Raw genomic sequence first — 26,504 nt, forward strand, 5'->3', positions numbered from 1 at the left:
GACCACCTCCCCGTAGGAGTTTGTAGATGCCCCCCAAGGGTCGTCAGGGCGCTGCCAAGAAGGTGCGCCGCAAGGAAAAGAAGAACGTCGCGCACGGCCAGGCGCACATCAAGAGCACGTTCAACAACACGATCGTGTCCATCACGGACCCGGCCGGAAACGTGATCTCGTGGGCCTCCGCCGGCCACGTCGGTTTCAAGGGCTCGCGCAAGTCCACGCCGTTCGCCGCGCAGATGGCCGCCGAGTCGGCTGCCCGTCGCGCGCAGGAGCACGGCATGCGCAAGGTCGACGTCTTCGTCAAGGGCCCGGGCGCCGGTCGCGAGACCGCCATCCGCTCCCTCCAGGCGACGGGCCTCGAGGTCGGCTCCATCCAGGACGTCACCCCGACCCCGCACAACGGCTGCCGTCCGCCGAAGCGTCGTCGCGTCTGACGCACGACCGCTTGTCGGTCTGAAGGCTTTCGGGCGGTACGGCTCTGTAAAGGGCCGTATCGCCCGTACCCTTGCAGTACCCGTGCGGTGAAAACGCACGGTTCCGTCGGGCGTCAAATAGCGGGCGTCCACGAAAGAAGGATCTGATCGCCACATGCTGATCGCTCAGCGTCCCTCGTTGACCGAAGAGGTCGTCGACGAATTCCGCTCCCGGTTCGTGATCGAGCCGCTGGAGCCGGGCTTCGGTTACACCCTCGGCAACTCCCTCCGCCGGACCCTCCTGTCCTCGATCCCGGGTGCGGCGGTCACGTCCATCCGTATCGACGGCGTGCTGCACGAGTTCACCACCGTGCCGGGCGTCAAGGAGGACGTCACCGACCTGATCCTCAACATCAAGCAGCTGGTCGTCTCCTCGGAGCACGACGAGCCGGTCGTGATGTACCTGCGCAAGCAGGGCCCGGGTCTGGTCACCGCCGCCGACATCGCGCCCCCGGCCGGTGTCGAGGTGCACAACCCCGACCTCGTCCTCGCCACGCTCAACGGCAAGGGCAAGCTGGAGATGGAGCTGACCGTCGAGCGCGGTCGCGGTTACGTCTCCGCCGTGCAGAACAAGCAGGTGGGCCAGGAGATCGGCCGGGTTCCGGTCGACTCCATCTACTCGCCGGTTCTCAAGGTCACGTACAAGGTCGAGGCCACGCGTGTCGAGCAGCGCACCGACTTCGACAAGCTGATCGTCGACGTCGAGACCAAGCAGGCGATGCGTCCCCGTGACGCCATGGCCTCCGCCGGTAAGACGCTGGTCGAGCTGTTCGGTCTCGCCCGCGAGCTGAACATCGACGCCGAGGGCATCGACATGGGCCCGTCCCCCACGGACGCCGCCCTCGCCGCTGATCTCGCCCTGCCGATCGAGGAGCTCGAGCTCACCGTTCGGTCGTACAACTGCCTCAAGCGTGAGGGCATCCACTCCGTGGGTGAGCTCGTCGCCCGTTCCGAGGCCGACCTGCTGGACATCCGCAACTTCGGTGCGAAGTCCATCGACGAGGTCAAGGCGAAGCTGGCCGGCATGGGCCTCGCGCTCAAGGACAGCCCGCCCGGATTCGACCCGACCGCCGCCGCCGACGCCTTCGGCGCCGACGACGACGCGGACGCCGGCTTCGTCGAGACCGAGCAGTACTGAGAGCTCGGGACCGACTGCCGGTTCCCGGGTGCGGGGGCGCTGTGGCTCGTCGCACAGCTCCCCGCGCCCCTTCCGACTCGGCCCTTCGGGGCTCGTCGGATCTTCGACGGGCAATCGCCCGCTCGGACACTGACCCCGGTACCTGATACGGCCGGGGCAGACACCTAGGAGAAAGACCATGCCGAAGCCCACCAAGGGTGCCCGTCTGGGCGGCAGCGCCGCGCACGAGAAGCTGCTCCTCGCGAACCTCGCGAAGTCGCTCTTCGAGCACGGCCGCATCACCACCACCGAGGCGAAGGCGCGCAAGCTGCGTCCCTACGCCGAGCGTCTGGTCACCAAGGCGAAGAAGGGCGACCTTCACAACCGCCGTCAGGTGCTCCAGGTGATCACGGACAAGAGCATCGTGCACACGCTCTTCACCGAGATCGGCCCGCGGTACGAGAACCGCCCGGGTGGCTACACCCGCATCACCAAGATCGGTAACCGCCGTGGCGACAACGCGCCCATGGCTGTCATCGAGCTGGTCGAGGCGCTGACCGTCGCGCAGCAGGCCACCGGTGAGGCCGAGGCCGCCACCAAGCGTGCGGTCAAGGAAGACGCCGTCAAGAAGGACGAGGCCGTCGAGGACACCAAGCCGGCCGACGAGGCTGCGGCCGAGGAGTCCAAGGACGCCTGAGGCATCGCCTGGCAGTGGACGGGTCCGCCCTTCGGGGCGGGCCCGTTCCGCGTTTCCGAAGGCGCTTCCCGGGCCCGTTCCCGGGGGCGTCCTTCGAAGATCGCAGGGTGGAGAGGATCTAGGGGTGAGTGACGAAGTACAGCCCGGGTTCGTACGGGTGCGGATGGACCTCTCGTACGACGGGAGCGGGTTCTCCGGGTGGGCCAAGCAGGCCGGCGGGCGGCGGACCGTGCAGGGGGAGATCGAGGACGCCCTGCGGACCGTGACCCGGTCGAGGGAGACCACGTACGAGCTGACCGTGGCCGGGCGGACGGACGCCGGTGTGCACGCGCGCGGGCAGGTGGCGCACGTCGACCTGCCGGAGGACCTCTGGGCCGAGCACCGGGAGAAGCTGCTCAAGCGGCTCGCCGGGCGGCTCGCCAAGGATGTGCGCATCTGGTCCCTGGCGGAGGCCCCCGCGGGCTTCAACGCGCGGTTCTCGGCGATCTGGCGCCGTTACGCGTACCGGGTCACCGACAACCCGGGGGGAGTCGACCCCCTGCTGCGCAGCCACGTCCTCTGGCACGACTGGCCGCTCGACGTCGACGCCATGAACGAGGCCGCCCGGCGGCTGCTCGGAGAGCACGACTTCGCGGCCTACTGCAAGCGGCGGGAGGGGGCGACGACGATCCGCACGCTCCAGGAGCTGAGCCTGGCGCGCGGGGAGGACGGGGTCGTCACGGCGACCGTCCGGGCCGACGCCTTCTGCCACAACATGGTGCGTTCCCTGATCGGGGCGCTGCTGTTCGTCGGCGACGGCCACCGGGGGCCGGAGTGGCCCGGCAAGGTGCTGGCCGCGGGCGTGCGGGACTCCGCCGTGCATGTCGTACGGCCGCACGGGCTGACGCTGGAGGAGGTCGGCTACCCGGCCGACGAACTGCTCGCCGCGCGCAACAAGGAGGCGCGCAACAGGCGGACACTGCCCGGGGCCGGGTGCTGCTGACGCTCCGGCCCCGCGTCGGCGTCCGCGGTCAGTTCGCGGCCGCCGCGGACGCCTGGGCCTCGCCGCGCTGGCGGATCCGCTGGAAGGCGAACTCCGCGAGGTCGTCGCCCGCGGTGAAGACGGCCGTGTCCTTGGTGGTGACGTCCTTGCCGTCGGTGAAGCCCGTGATGGTGAAGTAGGCGTACCGGCCGTAGGAGTTGGTGGTGGAGCGGCAGATGGCGCCGTCGCAGAAGGCCTTCACGTCCCCGCCGGTGAGGGCCTTGACGATGCTCTTCTTGTCGGCCTGGCTCTTGACCTTGAGGGCCTGTGCCTCGGTGTCGAAGACCGCCACACCGACCGTCACCGCGATGTTGTCCTTGGTGTAGGTGATGCGCATGAGGCGCGTGCAGTCGTTGGCGGTGAGCACCTTGGGCAGGGTGCCCTGGACCCCGGTGGTGCAGTTGGTGCTGTCGGCCTTGGGGCCCTTCTTGTACACGGCCGAGCCCATGGTCAGCTGCGTGCCGGGGAAGAGCAGGTCCGGCCCGTTGGGGGCGGTGTCCTTGGCCTTGCTGGCGACGAACTCCTTCGGGTCCAGCGGCGGCGGCGCGCTGGTCGGCGCGAAGGACGGGGTGCCGGACGCGCTCGGCAGGTCGGCGGCGGGCAGTGAGGACGTCGGCTTGTTCGCCTCGTCGCTGCCGCTCGCCGAGACCACGGCCATGGCCACGGCGGTGCCGATGGCGACCGTGGCGAGCACGCCGCCGCCTATGAAGAACAGCCGCCGGCGTTTGTTGCGCGTCTCGGACGCCTCCGCGAGCGCGGCCCAGTCCGGGGTCCGGCCGTCATCGCCGCTGGTCCACGGCTGCTGGGAGTTCGGTTTCCACGGATCCCACTGGGACTGAGGTCCCCCCTGCCCATAGCTCATGGGCCGCATCTTAGACGGGGAGCGGGGGATGCTGTTCCGCCTCAACGGGCGCCGGAGTGCCCGCTGTTCCCGGAGCGACTGCGGGCAAAGGTGACATCTCCGGGTGGTTGGTGCGGCATATGCCCAGGCCGGGACCTGTAGTGTGGCGCAGGCCACTCCGGGACCAGGTTTCCGGCGGCGGGTTCCGGTGAGGCTGACATGCTCACGCGTGATCGGGCGACAGGCCCCGTTTTGACCCGGCCCCCGAGACGCGGGTATCCTGCATCTTCGTTGTGTATTGGCTTGCTCTTCTCACGGGACGGGCCCTTACACCGGTCCACCGGGCCGATGACCAGCGACCAGCACGCGGTTTGCGTCACCGCAGTGCGGTCTGGGCTGTCGTGATCGTCTTCGGTGACCTTGTCAGGACCAATTCACTGAAGAAGCGAAGGCTACGAACCGTGCGTACGTACAGCCCCAAGCCCGGCGATGTGACGCGCCAGTGGCACGTCATCGACGCTCAGGACATCGTCCTGGGCCGTCTCGCCACCACTGCCGCGTCCCTCCTCCGGGGCAAGCACAAGCCGATCTACGCGCCCCACGTCGACACCGGTGACTTCGTCATCATCATCAACGCCGACAAGGTGCACCTCTCCGGCAACAAGCGGACCCAGAAGATGGCGTACCGCCACTCCGGGTACCCGGGCGGTCTGCGCTCCGTGCGCTACGACGACCTCCTCGCGAACAACCCCGAGAAGACCGTCGAGAAGGCCGTCAAGGGCATGCTCCCCAAGAACACGCTGGGCCGTCAGATGCTCTCGAAGCTGAAGGTCTACAAGGGTGACGTGCACCCGCACGCGGCGCAGCAGCCCGTGCCGTTCGAGATCACCCAGGTCGCGCAGTAATTCCGGCCACACCCCTAGCTGAAAAGAACTGAGGAGAACCGTGGCCGAGACCACTGCCGAGCAGCCGCTCGAAGAGACCGAGCTCGTCGACATCGACAGCTACACCACCGAGTCCGAGGTCCCCGTCGAGGGTGAGTACACCTCGGAGTCCCTGGCCTCCCGCTTCGGCGAGCCCCAGCCGGCCGCCGGCCTGGGTCGCCGCAAGAACGCCATCGCCCGCGTCCGGATCGTTCCGGGCACCGGCAAGTGGAAGATCAACGGTCGCACCCTCGAGGACTACTTCCCGAACAAGGTGCACCAGCAGGAAGTCAACGAGCCCTTCAAGGTGCTCGAGCTCGAAGGCCGCTACGACGTCATCGCCCGTATCTCGGGTGGCGGTGTCTCCGGTCAGGCCGGTGCGCTCCGTCTCGGTGTCGCCCGCGCGCTGAACGAGGCCGACGTCGACAACAACCGTGGCGTCCTCAAGAAGGCCGGCTTCCTCACGCGTGACGACCGCGCGGTCGAGCGCAAGAAGGCCGGTCTCAAGAAGGCCCGCAAGGCCCCGCAGTACAGCAAGCGCTAAGCTTCGCTGCCTGCTCGTACGTATTCCGGGTCGGACCCGCGCGGTTCGCTCGTGCGTACTCCGAACGCCCCGGCGGCACGCCACAGTGTCGCCGGGGCGTTCGTTTTCTCGCAGCCGTGGGCGTATAACGGCACAAGGTGCTCAAAGGCTTGTGTGATCGGATGTTCAGGGCATCCAATGCCTGGATGCGGAGCCGCCGTGGACCGGCCGACCGGTCGACCGTCCGACGCACCCGCAGAGCTTTTGAAACTGACGCTTCCTCAGGAGGACAAGTGGGACGACTCTTCGGCACGGACGGCGTGCGCGGTGTCGCCAACGCGGATCTGACGGCGGAGATGGCGCTCGGCCTGTCCGTCGCGGCGGCGCATGTGCTGGCCGAGGCGGGCACGTTCGAGGGCCACCGGCCGGTGGCCGTCGTCGGACGTGACCCGCGCGCGTCCGGGGAGTTCCTGGAAGCCGCCGTGGTGGCGGGTCTGGCGAGCGCCGGCGTGGACGTGCTGAAGGTCGGCGTGCTGCCGACGCCCGCCGTCGCCTACCTCACCGGAGTGCTCGGCGCCGATCTCGGCGTGATGCTCTCCGCCAGCCACAACGCCATGCCCGACAACGGCGTCAAGTTCTTCGCCCGCGGCGGCCACAAGCTCGCCGACGAGCTCGAGGACCGGATCGAGTCCGTCTACGAGGAGCACCGCACCGGCGCGCCCTGGAGCCGGCCGACCGGCAGCGGCGTCGGTCGCGTGCGGTCGTACGACGAGGGCTTCGACCGCTATGTGGCGCACCTCATCGCCGTGCTGCCCAACCGGCTGGACGGGCTGAAGATCGTCCTCGACGAGGCGCACGGCGCCGCCGCCCGGGTGTCGCCGGAGGCGTTCGCGCGGGCCGGCGCGGAGATCGTGACCATCGGGGCCGAGCCGGACGGGCTCAACATCAACGACGGGTGCGGTTCCACGCACCTGGACAAGCTGAAGGCCGCCGTCATCGAGCACGGGGCCGCCTTCGGCATCGCCCACGACGGCGACGCCGACCGGTGCCTGGCCGTGGACCACACGGGTGACGAGATCGACGGGGACCAGATTCTCGCCGTGCTCGCGCTCGCCATGCGGGAGCGGGGCGCCCTGCGGTCCGACACGGTGGTCGCGACCGTCATGTCCAACCTCGGCTTCAAGCTGGCCATGGAGCGTGAGGGCATCCAGCTCGTGCAGGCCGCCGTCGGCGACCGGTATGTGCTGGAGGAGATGAAGGAGCACGGCTACGCGCTCGGCGGCGAGCAGTCCGGGCACGTGATCATCCTCGACCACGCGACGACCGGCGACGGGACGCTGACGGGGCTGATGCTGGCCGCCCGGGTCGCCGAGAGCGGGCGTTCGCTGCGGGAACTGGCCTCCGTGATGGAGCGGCTGCCGCAGGTGCTGATCAATGTGCCCGACGTCGACAGGTCGCGTGTCCGGGACTCGGCCGAGCTGGCGGCCGCCGTCGCCGAGGCGGAGCGGGAGCTCGGTGCCACCGGTCGGGTGCTGCTGCGTCCTTCCGGGACCGAGCCGCTGGTGCGCGTGATGGTCGAGGCCGCCGACATCGACCAGGCCCGGTCGGTCGCCGGGCGGCTGGCGGATGTCGTGAAGTCGGCGCTGGGTTAAACGGCGCGGCCGCCTCGCGGGCGGTTTCGTGTGGGGTTCCGTACGTGCGGGCCGCGGCTCGCCGCGCCCGCGCGGCGGAGCCGCGGAGCCCCGCACCCCTGGAGGCGGGGGGCCGGGCGGTGTCGCCCCGCCCCCCCGGGTCTCCGCGAGCAGGGCTCTCGCGCTAGCCCGCGTTCGCGCGTTGCCGTTGCTTCGACCAGAGCCACTTCTGGGCCAGCAGGGTCAGGGTGCCCGCGAGGATGATGCCCAGGAGGTTCAGCAGGAGTTGCTCCGTCGAACCCCGGGTCTGTGCCATGTCGCCGTAGCTGAGGGCCACGGCGGCGTTGGCGGCCGCCGGGACCGTCGTGACCGAGATGGCCACGCCGACCAGGGCGCCGGACTTCGCCGAGGTCAGGGAGAGGGTGCCGGCGGCGCCCGCCAGCAGGGCCACGATGAACGAGAAGGCGTCGGGGGCGTAGACGAAGCCGGTCTGGGGCCGGTCGGCCTCCAGTTGCTCCTTGCTGAACAGGTCGATCGCGTCCATGAAGAGGCTGAAGCCCACCGTCACCGCCATCGCCACCGCGAAACCGGCCAGCAGGGCGATCAGCGAGCGCAGGGCCAGCCGGGGAGCGCGCTGCACGATCGACGTGCACACGCCGGCCAACGGGCCGAACTCCGGGCCCACGGCCATCGCGCCCACGATGAGGACCGCGTTGTCGAGCACCACACCGCAGGCCGCGATCACCGTGGCGAGGGTGATGAACGCGAGGTAGGTGACGGAGAGCGTCGACTCCTCGTGGGTGGCGTCCGTGAGGTGCTCCCACAGGACCGCGTCGGCGCCCTCGCCCGGCGCTTCCTTCTCGGCCCTGTCGGCGCGCGTCGAGAGCGACAGGTCGATGTTCTCCACGGCGATCGAGCCGTCCTGGTCGAGGCCCAACTCCTGTAGACCGCTGAGGAGTTCGTCGCCGGCCTCGCGTGCCACATCGCACAGCACGACATCGCCGGCCGGGTTGCGGGCGGCCCCCGGCATCACCACGAGGTGGGTGGTGCCGACGGTGTTCTCGATCAGCGCGACCACGTCGTCGGTGCTGCCGGTCGGGGTGATCAGGCGCAGGTGCAGCATGGAGGCAGGGTAGCCGTCAGAGTTTGCGCAGGCTCAGCCGCTGCACCTTGTGGTCCTGGCCCTTGCGGACCACCAGGGTGGCCCGTCCCCGGGTGGGGGCGATGTTCTCCACCAGGTTCGGCTTGTTGATGGTGCGCCAGAGGGTGCGGGCGTAGTCGACGGCCTCCTCCTCGGAGACCTGGGTGTACTTCCTGAAGTACGAGTCCGGGTTCTGGAAGGCGGTCTGACGGAGTTTCCGGAACCGGTTGAGGTACCAGCGTTCGATGTCCTCGGCGCTCGCGTCGACGTACACGCTGAAGTCGAAGTAGTCGGCGAGGCCGACGCGGGTGCGGCCGTCCTTGCCGGGCAGGGCGGGCTGAAGGACGTTCAGGCCCTCGACGATGAGGATGTCGGGGCGCCGGACGGTGAGCTTGCGGTCCGGGACGATGTCGTAGATCAGGTGGGAGTAGACCGGCGCGGTGACCTCGCCCTTGCCCGCCTTGATGTCGGCGACGAAGCGGGTCAGCGCGCGGCGGTCGTAGGACTCGGGGAAGCCCTTGCGGGACATCAGGCCGCGGGCCTCCAGCTCCTCGGTGGGGAGCAGGAAGCCGTCCGTGGTGACCAGTTCCACGCGGGGGTGTTCGGGCCAGCGGGACAGCAGGGCCTGCAGGAGCCGGGCGACCGTGGACTTGCCGACCGCCACCGACCCCGCGACGCCTATGACGAACGGGGTGCCGGACTGCGAGCCCTGTTCGCCGAGGAAGGTGTTCAGGGCGCCGCGCAGGCCGTCGGTGGCGCCCACGTAGAGGTTGAGGAGGCGCGACAGCGGGAGGTAGATGTCCCGCACCTCGTCGAGGTCGATGACGTCACCGAGGCCGCGCAGCTTCTCGACCTCCTCGGCGGTCAGCGGCAGCGGGGTCTTCTCCCGCAGCGCGCTCCACTCGGAGCGGGTGAGGTCGACGTAGGGAGTCGCCTCCGGCCTGTGCCGGTGGGCGCTCCGGGGCATCGGGGAGACCGGAGAGATCACAGTCCATTGTTAACGGAGTTTGAACGGGATGGCGGGTGGGGTCCGTCACGCTCGGCCGAGGCGGCGTACAGCCGTGGGAATTTCCGAAATCGGGCACGCGGAGGCTCTTTCCGGGAGTGATTCGGCCGTAGGCTGCCGCGCATGTGCGGAATCGTGGGATACGTGGGGTCTCAGTCGGCGCTAGAGGTCGTCATGGCCGGGCTGAGGCGGCTGGAGTACCGGGGCTACGACTCGGCGGGAGTCGCCGTTCTGGCGGACGGCGGGCTCGCCGCCGCGAGAAAGGCGGGCAAGCTCGTCAATCTGGAGAAGGAGCTCGCGGCCCGGCCGCTGCCGACCGGGACGACGGGCATCGGGCACACCCGGTGGGCCACCCACGGCGGGCCGACGGACGCCAACGCGCATCCGCATCTCGACAACGCCGGACGGGTCGCCGTCGTGCACAACGGGATCATCGAGAACTTCGCCGGGCTGCGGGCCGAGCTGGCCGAGCGGGGGCACGAGCTGCTCTCCGAGACCGACACCGAGGTCGTCGCCCACCTGCTGGCCGAGGAGTTCTCGGTGACGGCCGACCTCGCCGAGGCCATGCGGCTGGTGTGCCGGCGGCTGGAGGGTGCGTTCACGCTGGTCGCGGCGCACGCGGACGAGCCGGACGTGGTGGTCGGCGCGCGGCGGAACTCGCCGCTCGTGGTGGGGGTCGGGGAGGGCGAGGCGTTTCTCGCCTCGGACGTCGCCGCGTTCATCGCGCACACCCGGTCGGCGATCGAGCTGGGGCAGGACCAGGTCGTCGAGCTGCGGCGGGACGGGGTGACGGTGACCGGCTTCGACGGGCGCCCGGCGGACGTCCGCTCCTACCACGTCGACTGGGACGCGTCGGCCGCGGAGAAGGGGGGCTACGACTACTTCATGCTCAAGGAGATCGCCGAGCAGCCCAAGGCCGTCGCCGACACCCTGCTCGGCCGTGTCGACGCCTCCGGGGTGCTGTCGCTCGACGAGGTGCGGATCCCGGCCGCCGAGCTGCGGGAGGTCGACAAGGTCGTCATCGTCGCGTGCGGCACGGCCTTCCACGCGGGCCTCATCGCCAAGTACGCCATCGAACACTGGACGCGGATCCCGTGCGAGGTGGAGCTGGCCAGCGAGTTCCGCTACCGGGACCCGATTCTCGACTCGCGGTCGCTGGTCATCGCCATCTCCCAGTCCGGCGAGACGATGGACACGCTCATGGCGCTGCGGCACGCGCGCGAGCAGGGGTCCAAGGTGCTGGCGATCTGCAACACCAACGGGTCGACGATCCCCCGGGAGTCGGACGCGGTGCTGTACACGCATGCCGGGCCGGAGGTGGCCGTCGCCTCGACCAAGGCGTTCCTGACGCAGCTGGTGGCCTGTTATCTCGTCGCGCTCTATCTCGGGCAGGTGCGCGGCACCAAGTGGGGCGACGAGATCCGGGCCGTCGTCCGGGACCTCGCGCAGATCTCCGGCGCGGTCGAGCGGGTGCTGGAGACCATGGGGCCGGTGCGGGAGCTGGCGCGGTCCCTCGCCCACAAGGACACCGTGCTGTTCCTCGGGCGGCACGTCGGCTACCCCGTCGCCCTGGAGGGCGCGCTGAAGCTGAAGGAACTCGCCTACATGCACGCGGAGGGGTTCGCCGCGGGCGAGCTGAAGCACGGGCCGATCGCGCTCATCGAGGAGGATCTGCCGGTCGTCGTGGTGGTGCCCTCGCCACGGGGGCGGTCCGTCCTGCACGACAAGATCGTGTCCAACATCCAGGAGATCCGGGCCCGGGGCGCGCGGACGATCGTGATCGCGGAGGAGGGGGACGAGGCGGTGGTGCCGTACGCCGACCATCTGGTGCGGATCCCGGTCACGCCGGTGCTGCTGTCGCCGCTGGTCGCCACGGTCCCGTTGCAGGTCTTCGCGTGCGAGCTGGCGACGGCGCGGGGCAACGAGGTGGATCAGCCCCGCAACCTCGCGAAGTCGGTGACGGTGGAGTGAGCGGCGTTCGCTGAGCGGGGGCCCGACGGGGCGGGTGCTGCGCGCGGGCGGACGTGGTGCGCGGGCGGGCGCCGATGCGGGCCGACCGGCACGCGGGTTCCCGCGCACCTGACCGTGGGTGATCGCCGTAGCGGTCGCCCACGGTCAGGAGCGACGCGTCAGCTCCGCCTGCGCTGCCGCCTTGCCGCGAACACCTTCCAGGTCGCGAAGGCGAGGGGGAGTTCCAGGATCCAGACGCCGGCCACCGCGTCCCACTCCGGGGCGGCGGCCGCGGCCTCGTCGGCGGTGATGACGGCGCACAGCAGTCCCCACACCGCCGCGAGCAGGCCGACGAGCCAGAGCGCGGTGGTCCAGCCCGCGGTGGAGCGGCCGTTGCCGGAGGAGCGCGGGCCGGAGGTCCGCTTGCGCGGCTGCGGGACGCGGTCGGGCTCGCGGGCCGGCATCCGTACCGTCGCCTCCGCGGGCACGGCGGCGTCGAGGGCGGCGACGCGTTCCGGCGTCACCCCTCGGAACAGGGTGGGCTCCACGGTGACCGAGAAGCCGTCGTGGCCGGTCAGGGTGCGGGCACCGTCGGGCCGGGTGGTCATCGCCGCGCAGGCGTCGTAGCGGACGGTGACCGGGCCCCGCGGGGTCAGCAGGCTCACTCCCTCGGCGCCGATGACCAGGGTGACCTCGTCGTCCTCCAGGGACTGGTGGCGGGTGCCGGTCAGGGCGGCCCGGGAGTGCTGGGGGGCGAGGGTGAGCCCCGCCCAGTCGACACCCCGGCCCGGCACCTGGAGGAGCGCGTTGTCCCAGGTCTCCCGGGCGACCTCGCGCAGGTCGTCCGTGGTCACCGCGTTCAGCTCGGCCCGGTGCTGCTCGGGGGTGAGGATCCGGTGTCCGAGCAGCAGGCTCAGCGCGTAGGAGGGGAGCGCGGCGGCCGCGAGGTCGGGGGTGTCGTACATCTTGAGGAGCTTGGCGCGGACGGAGTCCAGCTCGGACTGCTCGATGCGGCCCGCGCGCAGCCGGGCGAGCGTGTCGACGAAGCCGCCGACGACCGCGTCCTGCTTCTGCGGGAGCGAGTCCGCGTACGCGGTGAGGGTGGCGAAGTCGGCGTCCCGCTGGGCGTAGTCGGCCTCCGCGGAGTAGGAGTAGCCGCCCTCCTGGCGCAGGTCCTGGAAGAGGGCCCGGCCGAGGACGTCCGCGAACACGCTGGCCGCGGTCGAGCGGCGGAGCACCGAGGTGAGGACGACATGGCCGTCGTCGCCGCTGATGTACGCGGGCGTGGTCGGCAGGGCGCTGGTCGCGGCCGGCGCGGGGAAGCGGGCGCCCTCGGGGAGCGTGAGGTCCAAACCCGCGGGGACGTGGTCGCTGGTGATCCACAGCACCGCGTTGTCCCTGGTGAAGCGGGTCTCGGCCCAGTGGCGCACCTGGTCGGGGGTCAGGCTCCAGGTACCGAGCTCGTTGTAGCTGGACAGGCCGTAGCCCTGGGCGCCGTACCGCCACAGCGGCATCTGCTGCTGGGGGCCGCCGCCGCGGCCTGCCGCCTCCGTGCGCAGGATCTCCTTCTCGGTCTCCAGCCGCTCCATCGGCAGGTCCCGCAGCCCCGCGCACACGCTGTTGAGGTAGGTGACCACCTCCTCCTCGCCGCCGGTGACGTGGAAGAGGGTGTACGCGTTCGCCGTCGCGCCGTTGTAGTGCAGATCGGACAGGCCGAGGCGGTGCAGGGCGAGGTGTTCGACGAGGTGGGTGAGGCCGGCGGTGGCCAGCGTCTCGTCGGCGCGGCCCACCCGGAAGAACAGGCCGGCGGTGATCTCCTTGCCGGAGGCCGGGGCGTAGAGGGTCGGGATGTGCTGGGTGGTGGTGTACGAGACGAGGCCGTCGAGCGCGGCGAGAGCGGCGCGGTCGGGCTCGTGCAGGTCGGTGGTCATCGGTTGCCGCCTCCTCGGGATTCCAGCGCGGCCTTGCGGGACTTGAGGAACGCGGACTTCTTGTCGGGCACGTAGTGCCACGGGGACTCGGACGCGCGGTCGCCGAGGAAGGCGAAGTGCGGGGCCGCGTGGTCCCAGTGGTTGCCGAGCGAGAAGGCGAACGCGAACGCGTTGTGCGCGCCGATCGAGTTCCAGTCCGGCCGGTGGGCCGGGTGCAGCACGGAGACCTGGGCGGCGTGGCGCAGGTCGTCGCGGACCGACGGGCCCCGCATGTAGGCCGCGTCCTCGCCGCCGTCCAGGTCCAGCCAGCGCTCGATGTGCGCGAGGGCGACCAGGGCGCCGGAGTTCGAGCCGTCGGGGGCCGCGGTCGCGCATTCGCGGGCGAAGCCGTGCGCCGCCTCCCAGGAGCCGCTCCACTTCGGGCACAGCTGCTGGAGCAGCTGGACCTGTGCGTGGAAGTGGTGCGGATGGTGGGCGGACAGGCGGTCGTAGCGGCGGCGCGCCTCGGCCTGCCCCAGCTGGAGCCCGCGCGCGGTCATCAGCCGGGCGGTCCAGGCGGGGGCGTACGAGGGGTGCTCGGCGCAGATCTCGATCAGCAGGTGCTCGGCCCGGCGCAGCCAGTCGTGGAACTGGGCGAACTGGTCCCGCGAGACGTGCTGGGCGCGGGCGCCGCTGCGGATGTCCCAGCCGATGTAGACGTACCGCTGGGCGAGCAGCGTGCGGGGCAGCGGGTCGCCGGGCGATTCCGCCGCCGCCCGCTCCAGGAAGTTCTCGACGCCGGCGATGTCGGCGAGCAGACCGGCGGCGGAGGCGAGCTTGTCGACCGAGTCGAGCCCCGCGAAGAAGGCCCGCACCGTCGGCCAGTGCCCGGCCTGCGCGGCGGTGCGCAGCGGGATCAGCTCGGGTGTGTTGTCGTACGGGTCGAAGGTGGGTCCCCCGGCGCTCGTGGGTCCGCCTCCGGACATGCCGTTGGTGGTGCTGGTCATTCCTCCGCCCCCTGGCGTAGCCGTCCGCGGCGCGCGGGCTGGCCCCCCAGGGCGCGCGGCGGGTTCTTCACCGAGGTGACCGGATGACCGCGCGATGTGATGCGGAGTCATCCGGTGCGACCCGGCTTGATCAAGTCGCCGCAGGCTAGCAGCAGGCTGTGACGGTCCGGCCGTAGGGTGCTCGGCATGAGCATCATCGGGGTCGGTATCGACGTGGCCGAGATCGAGCGGTTCGCGGCGTCGTTGGAACGCACGCCGGGGCTGGCCCGGCGGTTGTTCCTGGACAGCGAGCTCCTGCTGCCGAGCGGGGAGCGGCGCGGCGTCGCCTCGCTGGCGGCCCGGTTCGCCGCGAAGGAGGCTCTCGCCAAGGCGCTGGGGGCGCCGCCCGGGCTGCTGTGGACGGACGCGGAGGTGTACGTCGAGGAGAACGGGCGGCCCCGGCTGCGGGTGCGGGGGAGCGTCGCGGCGCGGGCGGCCGAACTGGGGGTGTGCAGCTGGCATGTGTCGTTGAGTCACGACGCGGGGGTCGCCTCGGCCGTGGTGGTCGCCGAGGGCTGAGCCGCCGGGCGGCCCGCGGGCGCGGTGCGGGACGCCCGCGAACCGAGGAGAAGCCCCACGCCGTCCGAGCCGCCCGCCGCCCGCGGGGCGGACCGAGGCACGGGCCGCGGAACGGGACGTGGGCCGACGGCGTGCGGGGGCGGGGGAGTCCGGGGGAGACTCGACCGTATGCGTACTGCCTACCGCGTCGAGACCGTCCGTCGTGCCGAACGGGAGCTGATGGCCCGGGTTCCGGAAGGGGCCCTCATGCAGCGGGCCGCCGCCGGGCTCGCCGCCGCCTGCGCCGACCTGCTGGGGCGGGTGTACGGGCGCCGGGTCGTGCTGCTGGTCGGCAGCGGCGACAACGGCGGTGACGCCCTGTACGCCGGCGCCCGGCTCGCCCGGCGCGGGGCGGGCGTGACCGCGGTGCTGCTTGCGCCCGGGCGGACCCACGCCGGTGGACTGGCGGCCCTGCGGGGGGCCGGCGGGCGCGCGGTCGAGGCCGCCGGCGCCGAACCCGTCGTCCGGCGGGCCGACCTGGTGCTCGACGGCATCGTCGGGATCGGCGGGAAGGGCGGGCTGCGGCCGGACGCCGCCTCGCTGGCCGCGATCGTCGCCGGGACCGGGGCCGCCGTCGTCGCCGTCGATCTGCCCAGCGGGGTCGACGCGGACACCGGCGAGGTGCACGGGGAGGCGATCCGCGCCGACCTCACCGTCACCTTCGGGACGCACAAGCTGGGGCTGCTCGTCGATCCGGCGCGGGAGTACGCCGGTTCGGTGCGGCTCGTCGACATCGGGCTCGGGGGCGAGCTGCCCGCCGAGCCCGAGCTGGCGGCCCTCCAGCACGCGGACGTGGCCGCCCTGCTGCCCGTGCCCGGCGGGGAGAGCGACAAGTACCGGCGGGGTGTCGTCGGGATCGCCGCCGGTTCCGCCCGGTATCCGGGGGCCGCCGTGCTGGCCGTCGCGGGCGCGCTGCGGGGCGGTGCGGGGGCCGTGCGGTACGTGGGGCCGGCCGGGGACGCGGTCGTGGCGCGGTTCCCCGAGACGCTCGTCTCCGACCGGGGGCCCCGGCAGGCCGGGCGGGTGCAGGCGTGGGTGGTCGGGCCGGGCGCCGGGGACGACGCGCAGACGGTGGCGGAGGTGCTGGACGCCGACGTGCCGGTGCTGATCGACGCCGACGGGCTGCGGCTCGCGGACGCCGACGCGGTGCGGGGGCGGACCGCGCCGACGCTGATGACGCCGCACGCGGGGGAGGCGGCCGCGCTGCTGGGGGTGGCGCGGGAGGAGGTGGAGGGGGCCCGGCTGCGTTCCGTGCGGGAGCTGGCGGCCCGCTACCGGGCGACCGTCCTGCTGAAGGGGTCGACGACGTTGGTCGCGGACGCCGGGGGCGCGGGGGTGGTGCGGGTGAACGCGACGGGGACGGCCTGGCTGGCCACGGCCGGCAGCGGTGACGTGCTGTCCGGGCTCGCGGGGTCGTTGCTGGCGGCGGGGCTGAGCGCGCTGGACGCGGGGAGCGCGGGGGCCTATCTGCACGGGCTGGCGGGGCGGTTCGCCGCGGACGGCGCGCCGGTGGGCGCGCACGAGGTGGCCGCGGCGGTCGCGGGGGCCTGGCGGGACGTGCGGCGGTGAGGGGCCGGGTCGCCGACCCCTTTGCGGCCTTTCGGCACTGAACGGGCGGTGTCCTCGAACGCCGTACGGATGGGACCACCGTCCCCCCGCTGAAAGGGTGAAGCCGCCGCGCGGCAGTCCGGAGGGACGTATCGGGCGCGCTTGTCTGATCGGATGTTCAGCACACGAACCGCGGCTCTCCTCCTGGCCGCCGTCGCGCTTCTTCCCCTGGGCACGCCCGCTCGCGCCGCTCCGCCTCCGGCCCCTCCGGCCCCTCCGTCCACCCCGTCCGCCCCCTTCCCTCCGTCTTCTCCCTCCTGGGAGATCGACACGCCCGACCAGGTGCTCGCGCCGAGGGTCTACACGCCCACCGCCGCCGAGGACGCCGTCGAGCCGCGGGACGCGGCGGAGGGCACGTACGCGCTCGTCGAGCACGTGCCGCTGGACGAGGTGATGACCCGGGTGGCGTGCAGCAAGCAGGCCGGGCCCTACCAGCGGGCGGTCGAGCGGTGGCTGAAGCTGACCGTGGACGGGAAGCAGTCCGCCGCCGACTGCAAGGCCATCCGGGCGTTCCAGCGGCAGCAGGGGATCCAGCCCGCGATCGGGTTCGCCGGGCCCGTCACCTGGGCGCGGATGCAGCTCGTCGCCGCGCGGAAGAACCCCAACGCCCGCAAGAAGTGCCCGGTGCGCACCCACCGGGTCGCCTGCGTCGATCTCGACCGGCAGCTGACCTGGGTGCAGAAGGGCACGAAGGTCGTCTTCGGCCCCGTGTCGATGCGCAGCGGACGGGCCGTGCACCCGACCCGCAAGGGGTGGCACACCATCTACTGGCGGCACAAGAACCACGTCTCGACGCTCTACAACGCCCCTATGCCGTATGCGCAGTTCTTCGACGGCGGGCAGGCCTTCCACGCCGTCTACGACAGCATCCACACCACCGTCGGCTCCATGGGCTGCGTCAATCTCACCGTCGCCGACGCGCGCAGGCTGTGGGGTGTCCTGAAGAAGGGCGACCGGGTCTACGTGTGGGGGCACCGGCCCGGTACCTAGGGGGCTGTCCGGGCCCTCTGAGACACTGGGCGCGATGACTGAGACTGCCAAGCCGCCCGCCGCCCCCTCGCGCGCCCGTGCCGAGATCGACCTGGCCGCGCTGCGGGCCAACGTGCGTACGCTGCGCGCCAAGGCGCCGGGCGCGGAGTTCATGGCCGTGGTGAAGGCCGACGGGTACGGGCACGGCGCCGCCCCCTGCGCCCGCGCCGCGGTCGCGGCCGGCGCCGGCTGGGTGGGCACCGCCACACCCGAGGAGGCGCTGGCGCTGCGCGCGGACGGCGGGCTGCCGGCGGACGTCAGGATCATGTGCTGGCTGTGGACGCCGGGCGGGCCCTGGCGGGAGGCCGTCGAGGCCGGCATCGACGTGTCGGTGAGCGGGCTCTGGGCTCTGCGGGAGGCCGTCGAGGGGGCACGGGCCGCCGGGCGGGCCGCCCGCGTGCAGCTCAAGGCCGACACCGGGCTCGGGCGCAACGGCTGCCAGCCCGCCGACTGGCCCGAGCTGGTGGGCGAGGCGCTGCGGGCCGAGGGCGAGGGGCTGCTCCGGGTCACCGGGCTGTGGTCGCACTTCGCCTGCGCCGACGAGCCCGGGCATCCCTCCGTCGCGCCCCAGCTCGACCGCTTCCACGAGATGGTGGCCTACGCCGAGCGGCAGGGCGTGCGGCCCGAGGTGCGGCACATCGCCAACTCCCCGGCCACGCTCACGCTCCCGGAGACCCACTTCGACCTGGTCCGCCCGGGCATCGCGATGTACGGCCTCTCGCCCAGCCCCGAACTGGGCTCCGCCGCCGACTTCGGGCTGCGCCCGGTGATGACCCTCGCGGCCTCGCTGGCCCTCGTGAAGCACGTCCCGGGCGGCCACGGCGTCAGCTACGGCCATCACTACGTCACCCCGGGCGAGACCACCCTCGGGCTGGTCCCGCTCGGCTACGCGGACGGTGTTCCCCGGCACGCCTCGGGGAGCGGACCGGTGCTGGTCGCCGGCAAGTGGCGGACGGCGGCCGGCCGGATCGCCATGGACCAGTTCGTCGTCGATCTCGGCGGCGACGAGCCCGGCCCCGGCGCGGAGGCGATCCTCTTCGGACCGGGCGACCGCGGTGAACCCACGGCGCAGGACTGGGCCCAGGCGGCCGGAACCATCGGGTACGAGATCGTCACGCGCATCGGATCACGCGTTCCTCGCGTCTATGTGAATGAGTGACCAGGACGGGTAACCCGCAGTCAGTACACGGGCATCGGCCACAGAGGAGCGGTACGTGAGCGAGAGCAGCGCGGAGGCGGTGGCGAGCGCCGCCTCGGCGGTGGTTGCCGCCTCCGCCACGGGGGCGGGCGGGGGGTGGCGCAGGGCGACCGGCATCGCCGGCGCCGCGATAGGCGTGATCGCCGCGGGCGCCGCGGCGGGCGTCGCCCTGGAGCGGATGACCGTCGGGCGCGGCATGCGGGCGAAGGCCCGGCTCGCCCTCGACGCGACGGGCCCGTACGGCGGCCTGCGCGGCACCCCCGGCAAGGCGTACGCCGAGGACGGCACCGAGCTGTACTACGAGGTCGACGACGTCGAGCCGCAGGGCGGACCGGCGAACCGGCGGCGCAGGCTCTTCGGGCGCAAGGCCCCGCTCCCCGTCACCGTGGTCTTCAGTCACGGCTACTGCCTCAACCAGGACTCCTGGCACTTCCAGCGGGCGGCCCTGCGCGGTGTCGTACGGACGGTGTACTGGGACCAGCGCAGTCACGGCCGGTCCGGGCGCGGCACGGCCCAGATACGGGACGGCGAACCGGTCACCATCGATCAGCTGGGGCACGACCTGAGGGCCGTCATCGACGCGGCCGTGCCGGAGGGGCCGGTGGTGCTCGTCGGGCACTCCATGGGCGGTATGACGGTGATGGCCCTGGCCGCGCTGCACCCCGAGCTGATCCGCGAGCGGGTCGTCGCCACGGCCTTCGTGGGCACGTCGTCGGGGCGGCTCGGCGAGGTCAACTTCGGGCTGCCGGTCGCGGGCGTGAACGCGGTGCGGCGGGTGCTGCCGGGGGTGCTGAAGGCGCTGGGCCAGCAGGCGGCGCTGGTGGAGAAGGGGCGGCGGGCCACCGCCGATCTCTTCGCCGGGATCATCAAGCGGTACTCGTTCGCTTCGCGGGACGTGGATCCGGCGGTGGCGCGGTTCGCCGAGCGGATGATCGAGGGCACGCCGATCGACGTGGTCGCCGAGTTCTACCCGGCGTTCACGGACCACGACAAGACCGGGGCGCTGGCCGGTTTCACCGACATGCCGGTGCTGGTGCTCGCCGGGATCGGGGACCTCGTCACACCGAGCGAGCACAGCGAGGCGATCGCCGACCTGCTGCCGGACGCCGAACTGGTCCTCGTGCCCGACGCCGGGCACCTGGTGATGCTGGAACACCCGGAAGTGGTCACCGACCGCCTCGCCGACCTGCTCACCCGCGCGGGCGCCGTGCCCGCAGGAGCTACCGTGAACGGCTATGGAAGCACCAGCAGCGCACAACCCGGCTGAGCCCGGGTCTCTCGGAAACCGCGTCGACATCGTCGTGAACTCCCCCGAACAGATGGGTGAGCTGGGCCGCCGGCTCGCCGAGCTGTTGCGCGCGGGCGACCTCGTGATGCTCAGCGGGGAACTCGGCGCGGGCAAGACGACGCTCACCCGCGGGCTCGGCGCGGGGCTCGGGGTGAGGGGCGCGGTCACCTCCCCGACGTTCGTGATCGCCCGTGTCCACCCCCCGCTCGGGGACGGGCCGCCGCTCGTCCACGTCGACGCCTACCGCCTGGGCGGCGGGCTCGACGAGATGGAGGACCTCGACCTGGACGTGTCACTGCCCGCGTCCGTGATCGTCGTGGAGTGGGGCGAGGGCAAGGTCGAGGAGCTGACCGACGAGCGGCTCCAGGTCCTCATCCACCGGGCCGTCGGCGACACCACGGACGAGGTGCGGCACGTGACGGTGACGGGGCTCGGCGAGCGCTGGGCCCCGGTGGACCTCGGCGTGCTGTCGGCCTGACCAGCGCCCGGTGGGCCGGACGGGTGGCCGCGACCGGCCGCCGGTGGGGCCTCACGCCGCCTCGGGGCGCTCCACCGGCTGCTTCGCGAGCGCCGGGTCGGGCAGCCGCGGAGGGGTCGAGACCGCTTCCGCGGCCGCGCACGAGGCGAGCAGCTCCCGCATGGACACACCGGCGAGCGTGAACGGCCGCGACGGCCGGCCCTCGGGTTCGGTGACCGACATGGACGCCTCCTGAGGTTCGGGGGCGGGCGTAGTTAGGTAGACCTAACTACGAAGTTGATACCATGTGACCACGCGCGGGACACCCGGCGCAACATTTTGCCGACGTCTTGTCGGAACGTTCACGAGACACTCGGCCGTGCCGTCCGGGGACGAGCGGCGCCTACGGGATCACGACGACGGTCTGGCCGATCGTCGCGAAGTCCCACATCGCGTCGCCGTCCGCGACGGTCTGCCGGATGCCGCCCGTCTTCACCGTCGGGTCGGGCTCGGGCAGCGAGCCGTCCAGCGCCGCGCTGAAACCGATCGTCACGTTGTGCACGGTCGCGAAGCGCACGACGTGCTCGATCGGCGTGCCGTCGGTGCCGGTGACGGCGCCCGCTCGGGAGGTGACCGCGTAGGTGCCCGGGAGCGGGTCCACACTGCCGGGGGCCACCTTGAACGTGCGCTTGACCGCGCCGTCCGGCCTCACCAGCCACACCCGGTCGTCGTCCAGCGAGTAGACGACCCGCGCGCCGAGACCGGAGTCGGCCGGCAGCGCGGCGGGACGGTCCTTGTCCCGGGGCGCCTTCACCGCCTTCGCGGGAGCGCCGCTGCGCTGCGGCCGGGACAGGTCGGCCGGCGCCTCGGCCGACGCCTGGAACGTCAGGAACGCGACCGTCGCCAGAGCCGCCGAGGTGAGCCCGGCCACGAAAGTCGCGCTGTTGCTTGGCATCGACGACCACCCAGTCTGTCCCGTACGTCACGTTTCGCGGCGACGTTAGCAGTCCTCACGCCTCCGACCGGTGCGGCCATGTCCGGGGCACGGGAGCCGTAGGCTGTTTGCGTGCTCTTGCTCGCTCTGGATACCGCCACCCCCGCCGTCACCGTCGCGCTCCACGACGGCACGGACGTCATCGCCTCCTCGAGTCAGGTGGACGCGCGCCGGCACGGCGAGCTGCTGCTGCCGGCCGTGGACCGGCTGCTCGCCGGCGCCGGGCGCAGTCTCGACGCCGTCACCGGGATCGTCGTCGGCGTCGGCCCCGGCCCGTACACGGGACTGAGAGTCGGCCTGATGACCGCCGACACCTTCGGGCTCGCGCTCGGCGTCCCGGTGCACGGCCTGTGCACGCTCGACGGCCTCGCCTACGCCTCCGACCTCGAAGGCCCCTTCGTCGTGGCGACCGACGCCCGCCGCAAGGAGGTCTACTGGGCGCGGTACGACAACTCCCGGACCCGCGTCTCGGGGCCCGCGGTGGACCGGCCCGCCGACATCGCCGACGAGGTGGCCGGACTGCCGTCCGTGGGCGCGGGCGCGCTGCTGTACCCGGACACCTTCCCGGACGCGCACGAGCCCGAGCACGTCTCCGCCGCCGCCCTGGCCTCGCTGGCCGCCGAGCGGCTGGCCCGGGGCGAGGAGCTGCCGGCCCCGCGCCCGCTGTACCTGCGCAGGCCGGACGCCCAGGTGCCGAAGAACTACAAGGTGGTCACCCCCAAGTGACCGACGCCGCCAACCCGTCCGGCCGGCCCGTGCTGCGGGAGATGCGCTGGTGGGACATCGAACCCGTGCTGGAGCTGGAGAAGGACCTCTTCCCCGAGGACGCCTGGTCACGGGGCATGTTCTGGTCCGACCTGGCCCATGCCCGCGGCCCCGAGGCGACCCGGCGCTATGTCGTCGCGGTCGAGACCACGCCCGAGGGCGAGCGGATCGTCGGGTACGCGGGCCTGGCCGCCGCCGGCACGGGGTCCGACAGCGGCTTCGCCGCGGTCGCCGACGTCCAGACCATCGCCGTCGCCCGCGGCCACTGGGGCACCGGGCTCGGCGGCCGCCTGCTGACGGAGCTGCTGCGCGCGGCGACCGCCTTCGAGTGCGGCGAGGTCATGCTGGAGTGCCGGATCGACAACGTCCGCGCCCAGAAGCTCTACGAGCGCTTCGGCTTCGAGGCCATCGGCTTCCGGCGCGGCTACTACCAGCCGGGGAACGTGGACGCCCTGGTGATGCGGCTGACCGATCCATCGACATCCGTACCGACCCCGGTACAAGGGACACAGGAAACCGAGAACAATGGCTGACGAACCCCTGGTTCTGGGGATCGAGACCTCCTGCGACGAGACCGGCGTCGGCGTCGTGCGCGGGACGACCCTGCTGGCGGACGCGATCGCCTCCAGCGTCGACGAGCACGCCCGTTTCGGCGGGGTCGTGCCGGAGGTGGCGTCCCGGGCCCACCTGGAGGCGATGGTCCCGACCATCGAGCGGGCGCTGAAGGAAGCGGGGGTGAGCCCGAAGGACCTCGACGGCATCGCGGTCACCGCCGGTCCCGGCCTCGCGGGCGCCCTGCTGGTCGGCGTCTCGGCGGCGAAGGCGTACGCCTACGCCCTCGGCAAGCCCCTCTACGGCGTGAACCACCTCGCCTCCCACATCTGCGTGGACCAGCTGGAGCACGGCGCGCTGCCCGAGCCGACGATGGCGCTGCTGGTGTCCGGCGGCCACTCGTCCCTGCTGCTGTCCACCGACATCACCTCCGACGTCCGTCCGATGGGCGCGACGATCGACGACGCGGCGGGCGAGGCCTTCGACAAGATCGCCCGGGTGCTGAACCTGGGCTTCCCGGGCGGCCCGGTCATCGACCGTTACGCGCGGGAGGGCGACCCGAAGGCGATCGCGTTCCCGCGCGGCCTGACCGGCCCGCGGGACCCGGTGTACGACTTCTCCTTCTCCGGTCTGAAGACGGCGGTCGCCCGCTGGATCGAGGCGAAGCGCGCGGCGGGCGAGGAGGTCCCGGTCCGTGACGTGGCGGCCTCCTTCCAGGAGGCGGTCGTGGACGTGCTGACCCGCAAGGCCGTACGGGCCTGCCGGGACGAGGGCGTCGACCACCTGATGATCGGCGGCGGCGTGGCCGCGAACACCCGGCTGCGGGCCCTGGCCCAGGAGCGCTGCGAGGCCGCCGGGATCCGGCTGCGCGTCCCGCGCCCCAAGCTGTGCACGGACAACGGCGCGATGGTGGCCGCCCTGGGCGCGGAGATGGTGGCCCGGGGACGCGCCGCCTCCGGCTGGGACCTGTCGGCGGACTCCTCGCTGCCGGTGACCGACCCGCACGTGCCCGGCAACGCCCCCGGCCACGACCACGTCCACGAGGTCAGCAAGGGCAACCTGTACTCATGACGGTCGCGCTGATGTGGGAGGCCCGGGCGGTCGCCGGCCGGGGCGAGGAACTGCTGGCCTGGGCGCGGGCGCAGGACCTCGCGCCCGCTCCCGCGCGCCGGGAGACCTTCCGCGCCCCGCAGGACCGGGTGCTGGTCATCACCTGGTGGGACGCCGACCACGAGGCCGTCCTCCCCGAACTCCCGGATCCCGAAGCGGGGTTGGCGAGCCGGGCACCGCACCGGTGGCGGTTCGAGCCGGTCGACGGGTAGCGCCTCCGGCCCCCGTGCCCTCGCGCCCCCGTGCCCCGGGCGCGCCGGGTGCCGGGGCCCCGGGGGAGTGCACCGCGTCGTCGCCGCGGACGGGCACCGCCCGTGGACGCGTCAACGCGGCAGGACGTCCGCCTCGCACCGCAGCCGCCGCTCGGCCCCCACCTCGCGCACCGGTCCGGTGAGCCGCACCCGGGCGACCTCCCGCGTCTGTCCGCTGGACGTCCCCAGCCGCAGCTCCAGATCCCCGGGTTCGACCACCCGGCGTCCCGCGCGGTCGGTGAACGCCGACAGGTCGGCGTGGAAGCGGAAGGTCACCCGCGCCGCTCCGCCCGCCGCCAGCTCCAGCCGCTGATAGCCGATCAGTCGTACGTCGGGACGGGTCACGCTCGCCACCGGGTCGTGCAGATAGAGCTGCACGACCTCGGCGCCCGCCCGCTCCCCGGTGTTGCGGACCGTGACCGCCAGGTCGTACGAGCCGTCCGTGCCGATCTCCGCGTCCGGGCCGGAGAAGTCCTCCCACCCGAACTCCGTGTACGTGCGCCCGTGTCCGAACGGGTACAGCGGGGTCGGGTCCAGGTTGCTGACCTCGCCGGCCAGGCCCAGCGGCGGCTGGAGGTAGGTCCAGGGCTGGCCGCCCGGCAGGCGCGGCACGCTCACCGGGAGGCGGCCCGAGGGGTTCACCCGGCCCGACAGCACGCCCGCCACCGCCGGGCCGCCCTCCTCGCCCGGGAAGAACGCCTGGACGACCGCTCCCAGCCGCCCGTGCCAGCGGCCGAGCGCGTAGGGGCGGCCGGTGAGCAGGACCAGGACGACCGGGACGCCCGTCGCGACCAGCGCGTCCAGCAGTTCGCCCTGGACGCCGGGCAGGGTCAGGTCGGCCACGTCGCAGCCCTCGCCCGAGGTGCCGCGGCCGAACAGGCCCGCCCGGTCGCCCAGGACGGCCACACAGACGTCCGCCTCCGCGGCGCGGGCGATGGCCTCGGTGAAGCCGGAGGGGTCCGGGTCCGAGACCCCGCACCCTTCGGTGAACGTGACCTTCGCGTCGGGCAGTTCGGTCCGCAGGGACTCCAGCACGGTGGGGATGCCGATGCCCAGGTCCACCTCGGGGTGGTGGGTGAGGACATGGGACGGGAAGGAGTAGCAGCCCAGCATCGCCAGCGCGTCGGCGGCCCGCGGGCCGACCACCGCGACGCGGGTGTCGGGGGCGAGGGGGAGCAGCCCGTCGGGGTTGTCCAGCAGGACCACCGACTCCTCCGCCAGCCGGCGGGCCAGGGCGCGGTTCCCCGCCGTGTCGAGGTCGACCGACTCGGGGCTCGGCGGCTGCCAGTCCTCGTCCAGCAGGCCCAGTTCGCACTTCTGGAGCAGGACGCGGCGGGCGGCCCGGTCGACCAGCTCCTCGGGGAGCCCGCCGGCGCGCACGGCCGCGATCAGGGCCTCCCCGTAGTACTTCACGGTGGGCAGCTCGACGTCGATGCCGGCCGCCAGGGCGAGGTGGGCCGCTTCCGCGGGGGTGCCGGCGACCCGGTGCAGGGTCTGGAGGAAGCCGATGCCGAAGTAGTCGGCGACGACCGTGCCGGTGAAGCCCCACTCCTCCCGCAGGAGGCGGGTCAGCAGCTCGGGATCGGCGGAGGCCGGGATACCGTCGCGCTCCGTGTAGGCCGCCATGACCGAGCGGGCGCCGCCCTCGCGCAGCGCCATCTCGAAGGGCGGCAGGGTCACGTCGGCGAACTCCCGGGTGCCCGCCCGCACCGGGGCCAGGTTGCGGGCGCCCGCCGAGGAGGCATACCCCGCGAAGTGCTTGAGAGTGGCGACGATCCCGGCGGACTCCAGCCCGCGGACATAGGCCGTCCCGACCGTGCCGACCAGGTACGGGTCCTCGCCGATGGTCTCCTCGACCCGTCCCCAGCGCGGGTCGCGGACGACGTCCAGGACGGGGGCGAGGCCCTGGTGCACGCCGACCGCGCGCAGGTCGCGGCCGATCGCCCGGCCCATCTCCTCCACCAGCGGCGGGTCGAAGGCGGCGCCCCAGGCCAGCGGGACCGGGTAGGCGGTCGCCCGCCAGGCGGTGAAACCGGCCAGGCACTCCTCGTGGGCGACGGCCGGGATGCCGAAGCGGCCGGCCGCGGCGATCCGGCGCTGGGCGAGGGCCAGCGCGCGGGCGCCGAGCGCGGGGTCGACGGGCGCGGTGCCGAAGGACCGGGTCAGCTGGCCGAGCCCCCGGGTGATCAGCTCGTCCCAGTCGTAGTCGGCGGTCATGTCGTGCTGATGCGGGGCGACTCCGTCGCCGTCCGTCGCGGCGCCGACCCACACGCCGTACAGCTGGGCGGTCTTCTCCTCCAGGGTCATCCGGGCGAGGAGGTCGTCGACACGGGCGGCGGCGGGCAGGGCGGGGTCACGCCAGGGGGCGGTGGTCATGAAACTCCTGTCAGAGGTCGGTGAGCCACCAGGTGGACAGTC

General features: G+C 72.6%; 26 protein-coding genes. 18 read left to right on the forward strand and 8 right to left on the reverse strand.

Going from position 1 to position 26,504, the window contains the following annotated elements; translation table 11 throughout:
- Nucleotides 1–26 precede the first annotated feature (26 nt).
- The 4 genes from rpsK to truA all read left to right on the forward strand — a co-directional run bounded on the left by rpsK (nt 27) and on the right by truA (nt 3,266).
- Nucleotides 27–431: a 30S ribosomal protein S11 gene (rpsK, locus tag J2X68_RS10590; RefSeq protein ID WP_010354218.1), complete on the forward strand. Its 405-nt coding sequence runs from the start codon at nt 27–29 to the stop codon at nt 429–431.
- A 154-nt stretch (nt 432–585) separates the two neighbouring features.
- Complete coding sequence (locus tag J2X68_RS10595) at nt 586–1,608, forward strand: DNA-directed RNA polymerase subunit alpha (protein WP_062640332.1); 1,023 nt, start codon at nt 586–588, stop codon at nt 1,606–1,608.
- Nucleotides 1,609–1,786: 178 nt separating this feature from the next.
- Nucleotides 1,787–2,284: a 50S ribosomal protein L17 gene (rplQ, locus tag J2X68_RS10600; RefSeq protein WP_310432202.1), complete on the forward strand. Its 498-nt coding sequence runs from the start codon at nt 1,787–1,789 to the stop codon at nt 2,282–2,284.
- Between the two features lie 124 nt (nt 2,285–2,408).
- The gene (gene truA / locus J2X68_RS10605; protein WP_310432203.1) at nt 2,409–3,266 is read left to right on the forward strand and encodes a tRNA pseudouridine(38-40) synthase TruA; all 858 of its coding nucleotides are present in this window, start codon (nt 2,409–2,411) and stop codon (nt 3,264–3,266) included.
- A gap of 28 nt (nt 3,267–3,294) precedes the next feature.
- Here the strand turns inward: truA and J2X68_RS10610 are convergent, their stop codons facing one another.
- Entirely contained in the window at nt 3,295–4,167 is an 873-nt protein-coding gene (locus tag J2X68_RS10610; RefSeq protein WP_310432204.1) for a hypothetical protein, read from the reverse strand.
- A gap of 440 nt (nt 4,168–4,607) precedes the next feature.
- Between J2X68_RS10610 and rplM the strand changes: the two genes are divergently transcribed.
- The 3 genes from rplM (at nt 4,608) to glmM (ending at nt 7,244) form a co-directional block, all read left to right on the forward strand.
- Nucleotides 4,608–5,051, forward strand: coding sequence for a 50S ribosomal protein L13 (gene rplM / locus J2X68_RS10615; RefSeq protein ID WP_310432205.1), 444 nt, complete (start codon nt 4,608–4,610; stop codon nt 5,049–5,051).
- 40 nt (nt 5,052–5,091) lie between these two features.
- Complete coding sequence (gene rpsI, locus J2X68_RS10620; protein WP_310432206.1) at nt 5,092–5,613, forward strand: 30S ribosomal protein S9; 522 nt, start codon at nt 5,092–5,094, stop codon at nt 5,611–5,613.
- Between the two features lie 272 nt (nt 5,614–5,885).
- Complete coding sequence (gene glmM / locus J2X68_RS10625; protein WP_310432207.1) at nt 5,886–7,244, forward strand: phosphoglucosamine mutase; 1,359 nt, start codon at nt 5,886–5,888, stop codon at nt 7,242–7,244.
- Nucleotides 7,245–7,407: 163 nt separating this feature from the next.
- Here glmM and J2X68_RS10630 read toward each other — a convergent pair whose 3' ends face one another.
- Both J2X68_RS10630 and coaA read right to left on the reverse strand, forming a co-directional pair.
- Nucleotides 7,408–8,346, reverse strand: a complete 939-nt coding sequence (locus J2X68_RS10630) for a DUF389 domain-containing protein (RefSeq protein ID WP_310432208.1) — start codon at nt 8,344–8,346, stop codon at nt 7,408–7,410.
- A 16-nt stretch (nt 8,347–8,362) separates the two neighbouring features.
- The gene (gene coaA / locus J2X68_RS10635; RefSeq protein ID WP_310432458.1) at nt 8,363–9,331 is read right to left on the reverse strand and encodes a type I pantothenate kinase; all 969 of its coding nucleotides are present in this window, start codon (nt 9,329–9,331) and stop codon (nt 8,363–8,365) included.
- Nucleotides 9,332–9,493: 162 nt separating this feature from the next.
- On the opposite strand from coaA, the gene glmS reads away from it, so the two are divergent.
- Nucleotides 9,494–11,341, forward strand: a complete 1,848-nt coding sequence (gene glmS / locus J2X68_RS10640) for a glutamine--fructose-6-phosphate transaminase (isomerizing) (RefSeq protein WP_310432209.1) — start codon at nt 9,494–9,496, stop codon at nt 11,339–11,341.
- A 158-nt stretch (nt 11,342–11,499) separates the two neighbouring features.
- Here the strand turns inward: glmS and J2X68_RS10645 are convergent, their stop codons facing one another.
- Nucleotides 11,500–13,251, reverse strand: a complete 1,752-nt coding sequence (locus J2X68_RS10645; protein WP_310432210.1) for an insulinase family protein — start codon at nt 13,249–13,251, stop codon at nt 11,500–11,502.
- Entirely contained in the window at nt 13,248–14,237 is a 990-nt protein-coding gene (locus J2X68_RS10650; protein ID WP_310432211.1) for a hypothetical protein, read from the reverse strand. Before J2X68_RS10650 ends, J2X68_RS10645 begins: the two co-directional genes overlap by 4 nt.
- Before the next feature lie 186 nt (nt 14,238–14,423).
- Between J2X68_RS10650 and J2X68_RS10655 the strand changes: the two genes are divergently transcribed.
- The 6 genes from J2X68_RS10655 (at nt 14,424) to tsaE (ending at nt 20,435) form a co-directional block, all read left to right on the forward strand.
- Nucleotides 14,424–14,795 carry a holo-ACP synthase gene (locus J2X68_RS10655; RefSeq protein ID WP_310432212.1) on the forward strand — a complete coding sequence of 124 codons (372 nt, stop codon included), beginning with the start codon at nt 14,424–14,426 and terminating at the stop codon, nt 14,793–14,795.
- A gap of 168 nt (nt 14,796–14,963) precedes the next feature.
- Entirely contained in the window at nt 14,964–16,403 is a 1,440-nt protein-coding gene (locus J2X68_RS10660) for an NAD(P)H-hydrate dehydratase (protein WP_310432213.1), read from the forward strand.
- Between the two features lie 153 nt (nt 16,404–16,556).
- Nucleotides 16,557–17,432 carry a L,D-transpeptidase family protein gene (locus tag J2X68_RS10665; RefSeq protein WP_310432214.1) on the forward strand — a complete coding sequence of 292 codons (876 nt, stop codon included), beginning with the start codon at nt 16,557–16,559 and terminating at the stop codon, nt 17,430–17,432.
- 34 nt (nt 17,433–17,466) lie between these two features.
- Nucleotides 17,467–18,630 (forward strand): alanine racemase, encoded by a 1,164-nt coding sequence (alr, locus tag J2X68_RS10670; RefSeq protein ID WP_310432215.1) that lies wholly within the window; start codon nt 17,467–17,469, stop codon nt 18,628–18,630.
- A 55-nt stretch (nt 18,631–18,685) separates the two neighbouring features.
- Complete coding sequence (locus J2X68_RS10675) at nt 18,686–19,936, forward strand: alpha/beta hydrolase (RefSeq protein WP_310432216.1); 1,251 nt, start codon at nt 18,686–18,688, stop codon at nt 19,934–19,936.
- Nucleotides 19,905–20,435, forward strand: coding sequence for a tRNA (adenosine(37)-N6)-threonylcarbamoyltransferase complex ATPase subunit type 1 TsaE (gene tsaE, locus J2X68_RS10680; RefSeq protein WP_310432217.1), 531 nt, complete (start codon nt 19,905–19,907; stop codon nt 20,433–20,435). The genes J2X68_RS10675 and tsaE overlap by 32 nt, the downstream gene beginning before the upstream one ends.
- Nucleotides 20,436–20,486: 51 nt before the next feature.
- On the opposite strand, the gene J2X68_RS10685 is transcribed toward tsaE, so the two are convergent.
- Complete coding sequence (locus tag J2X68_RS10685) at nt 20,487–20,657, reverse strand: hypothetical protein (protein WP_310432218.1); 171 nt, start codon at nt 20,655–20,657, stop codon at nt 20,487–20,489.
- A 160-nt stretch (nt 20,658–20,817) separates the two neighbouring features.
- On the reverse strand, nt 20,818–21,369 hold the full coding sequence (locus J2X68_RS10690) for a hypothetical protein (protein ID WP_310432219.1): 552 nt from the start codon (nt 21,367–21,369) through the stop codon (nt 20,818–20,820).
- Nucleotides 21,370–21,480: 111 nt separating this feature from the next.
- Between J2X68_RS10690 and tsaB the strand changes: the two genes are divergently transcribed.
- Genes tsaB through J2X68_RS10710 form a run of 4 tightly spaced genes read left to right on the forward strand, consistent with a single transcriptional unit; the run spans nt 21,481 to nt 24,047 of the window.
- Nucleotides 21,481–22,134 (forward strand): tRNA (adenosine(37)-N6)-threonylcarbamoyltransferase complex dimerization subunit type 1 TsaB, encoded by a 654-nt coding sequence (tsaB, locus tag J2X68_RS10695; RefSeq protein ID WP_310432220.1) that lies wholly within the window; start codon nt 21,481–21,483, stop codon nt 22,132–22,134.
- Nucleotides 22,135–22,175: 41 nt separating this feature from the next.
- A complete protein-coding gene (locus tag J2X68_RS10700; protein ID WP_310432459.1) occupies nt 22,176–22,706 on the forward strand; it encodes a GNAT family N-acetyltransferase in 531 nt (176 codons plus the stop codon).
- Entirely contained in the window at nt 22,699–23,796 is a 1,098-nt protein-coding gene (tsaD, locus tag J2X68_RS10705; RefSeq protein ID WP_310432221.1) for a tRNA (adenosine(37)-N6)-threonylcarbamoyltransferase complex transferase subunit TsaD, read from the forward strand. The genes J2X68_RS10700 and tsaD overlap by 8 nt, the downstream gene beginning before the upstream one ends.
- Nucleotides 23,793–24,047 carry a hypothetical protein gene (locus tag J2X68_RS10710; protein WP_310432222.1) on the forward strand — a complete coding sequence of 85 codons (255 nt, stop codon included), beginning with the start codon at nt 23,793–23,795 and terminating at the stop codon, nt 24,045–24,047. The genes tsaD and J2X68_RS10710 overlap by 4 nt, the downstream gene beginning before the upstream one ends.
- Before the next feature lie 111 nt (nt 24,048–24,158).
- Here J2X68_RS10710 and J2X68_RS10715 read toward each other — a convergent pair whose 3' ends face one another.
- On the reverse strand, nt 24,159–26,462 hold the full coding sequence (locus J2X68_RS10715) for a glycoside hydrolase family 3 N-terminal domain-containing protein (RefSeq protein WP_310432223.1): 2,304 nt from the start codon (nt 26,460–26,462) through the stop codon (nt 24,159–24,161).
- Nucleotides 26,463–26,504 lie beyond the last annotated feature (42 nt).

The organism is Streptomyces sp. 3330 (genome assembly GCF_031456635.1).
In the GTDB taxonomy this organism is placed as follows: domain Bacteria; phylum Actinomycetota; class Actinomycetes; order Streptomycetales; family Streptomycetaceae; genus Streptomyces.

Coding starts and splice junctions, on each gene's coding strand:
- J2X68_RS10710 (WP_310432222.1), top strand. CDS start 23,793: ATGACGGTCGCGCTGATGTGGGAGGCCCGGGCGGTCGCCGGCCGGGGC.
- J2X68_RS10655 (WP_310432212.1), top strand. CDS start 14,424: ATGAGCATCATCGGGGTCGGTATCGACGTGGCCGAGATCGAGCGGTTC.
- J2X68_RS10660 (WP_310432213.1), top strand. CDS start 14,964: ATGCGTACTGCCTACCGCGTCGAGACCGTCCGTCGTGCCGAACGGGAG.
- J2X68_RS10645 (WP_310432210.1), bottom strand. CDS start 13,251: ATGACCACCGACCTGCACGAGCCCGACCGCGCCGCTCTCGCCGCGCTC.
- J2X68_RS10595 (WP_062640332.1), top strand. CDS start 586: ATGCTGATCGCTCAGCGTCCCTCGTTGACCGAAGAGGTCGTCGACGAA.
- J2X68_RS10700 (WP_310432459.1), top strand. CDS start 22,176: ATGCGCTGGTGGGACATCGAACCCGTGCTGGAGCTGGAGAAGGACCTC.
- rpsK (WP_010354218.1), top strand. CDS start 27: ATGCCCCCCAAGGGTCGTCAGGGCGCTGCCAAGAAGGTGCGCCGCAAG.
- rplQ (WP_310432202.1), top strand. CDS start 1,787: ATGCCGAAGCCCACCAAGGGTGCCCGTCTGGGCGGCAGCGCCGCGCAC.
- coaA (WP_310432458.1), bottom strand. CDS start 9,331: ATGCCCCGGAGCGCCCACCGGCACAGGCCGGAGGCGACTCCCTACGTC.
- J2X68_RS10610 (WP_310432204.1), bottom strand. CDS start 4,167: ATGAGCTATGGGCAGGGGGGACCTCAGTCCCAGTGGGATCCGTGGAAA.
- J2X68_RS10650 (WP_310432211.1), bottom strand. CDS start 14,237: ATGACCAGCACCACCAACGGCATGTCCGGAGGCGGACCCACGAGCGCC.
- glmS (WP_310432209.1), top strand. CDS start 9,494: ATGTGCGGAATCGTGGGATACGTGGGGTCTCAGTCGGCGCTAGAGGTC.
- J2X68_RS10715 (WP_310432223.1), bottom strand. CDS start 26,462: ATGACCACCGCCCCCTGGCGTGACCCCGCCCTGCCCGCCGCCGCCCGT.
- alr (WP_310432215.1), top strand. CDS start 17,467: ATGACTGAGACTGCCAAGCCGCCCGCCGCCCCCTCGCGCGCCCGTGCC.
- J2X68_RS10690 (WP_310432219.1), bottom strand. CDS start 21,369: ATGCCAAGCAACAGCGCGACTTTCGTGGCCGGGCTCACCTCGGCGGCT.
- J2X68_RS10630 (WP_310432208.1), bottom strand. CDS start 8,346: ATGCTGCACCTGCGCCTGATCACCCCGACCGGCAGCACCGACGACGTG.
- J2X68_RS10665 (WP_310432214.1), top strand. CDS start 16,557: ATGTTCAGCACACGAACCGCGGCTCTCCTCCTGGCCGCCGTCGCGCTT.
- J2X68_RS10685 (WP_310432218.1), bottom strand. CDS start 20,657: ATGTCGGTCACCGAACCCGAGGGCCGGCCGTCGCGGCCGTTCACGCTC.
- tsaE (WP_310432217.1), top strand. CDS start 19,905: ATGGAAGCACCAGCAGCGCACAACCCGGCTGAGCCCGGGTCTCTCGGA.
- tsaD (WP_310432221.1), top strand. CDS start 22,699: ATGGCTGACGAACCCCTGGTTCTGGGGATCGAGACCTCCTGCGACGAG.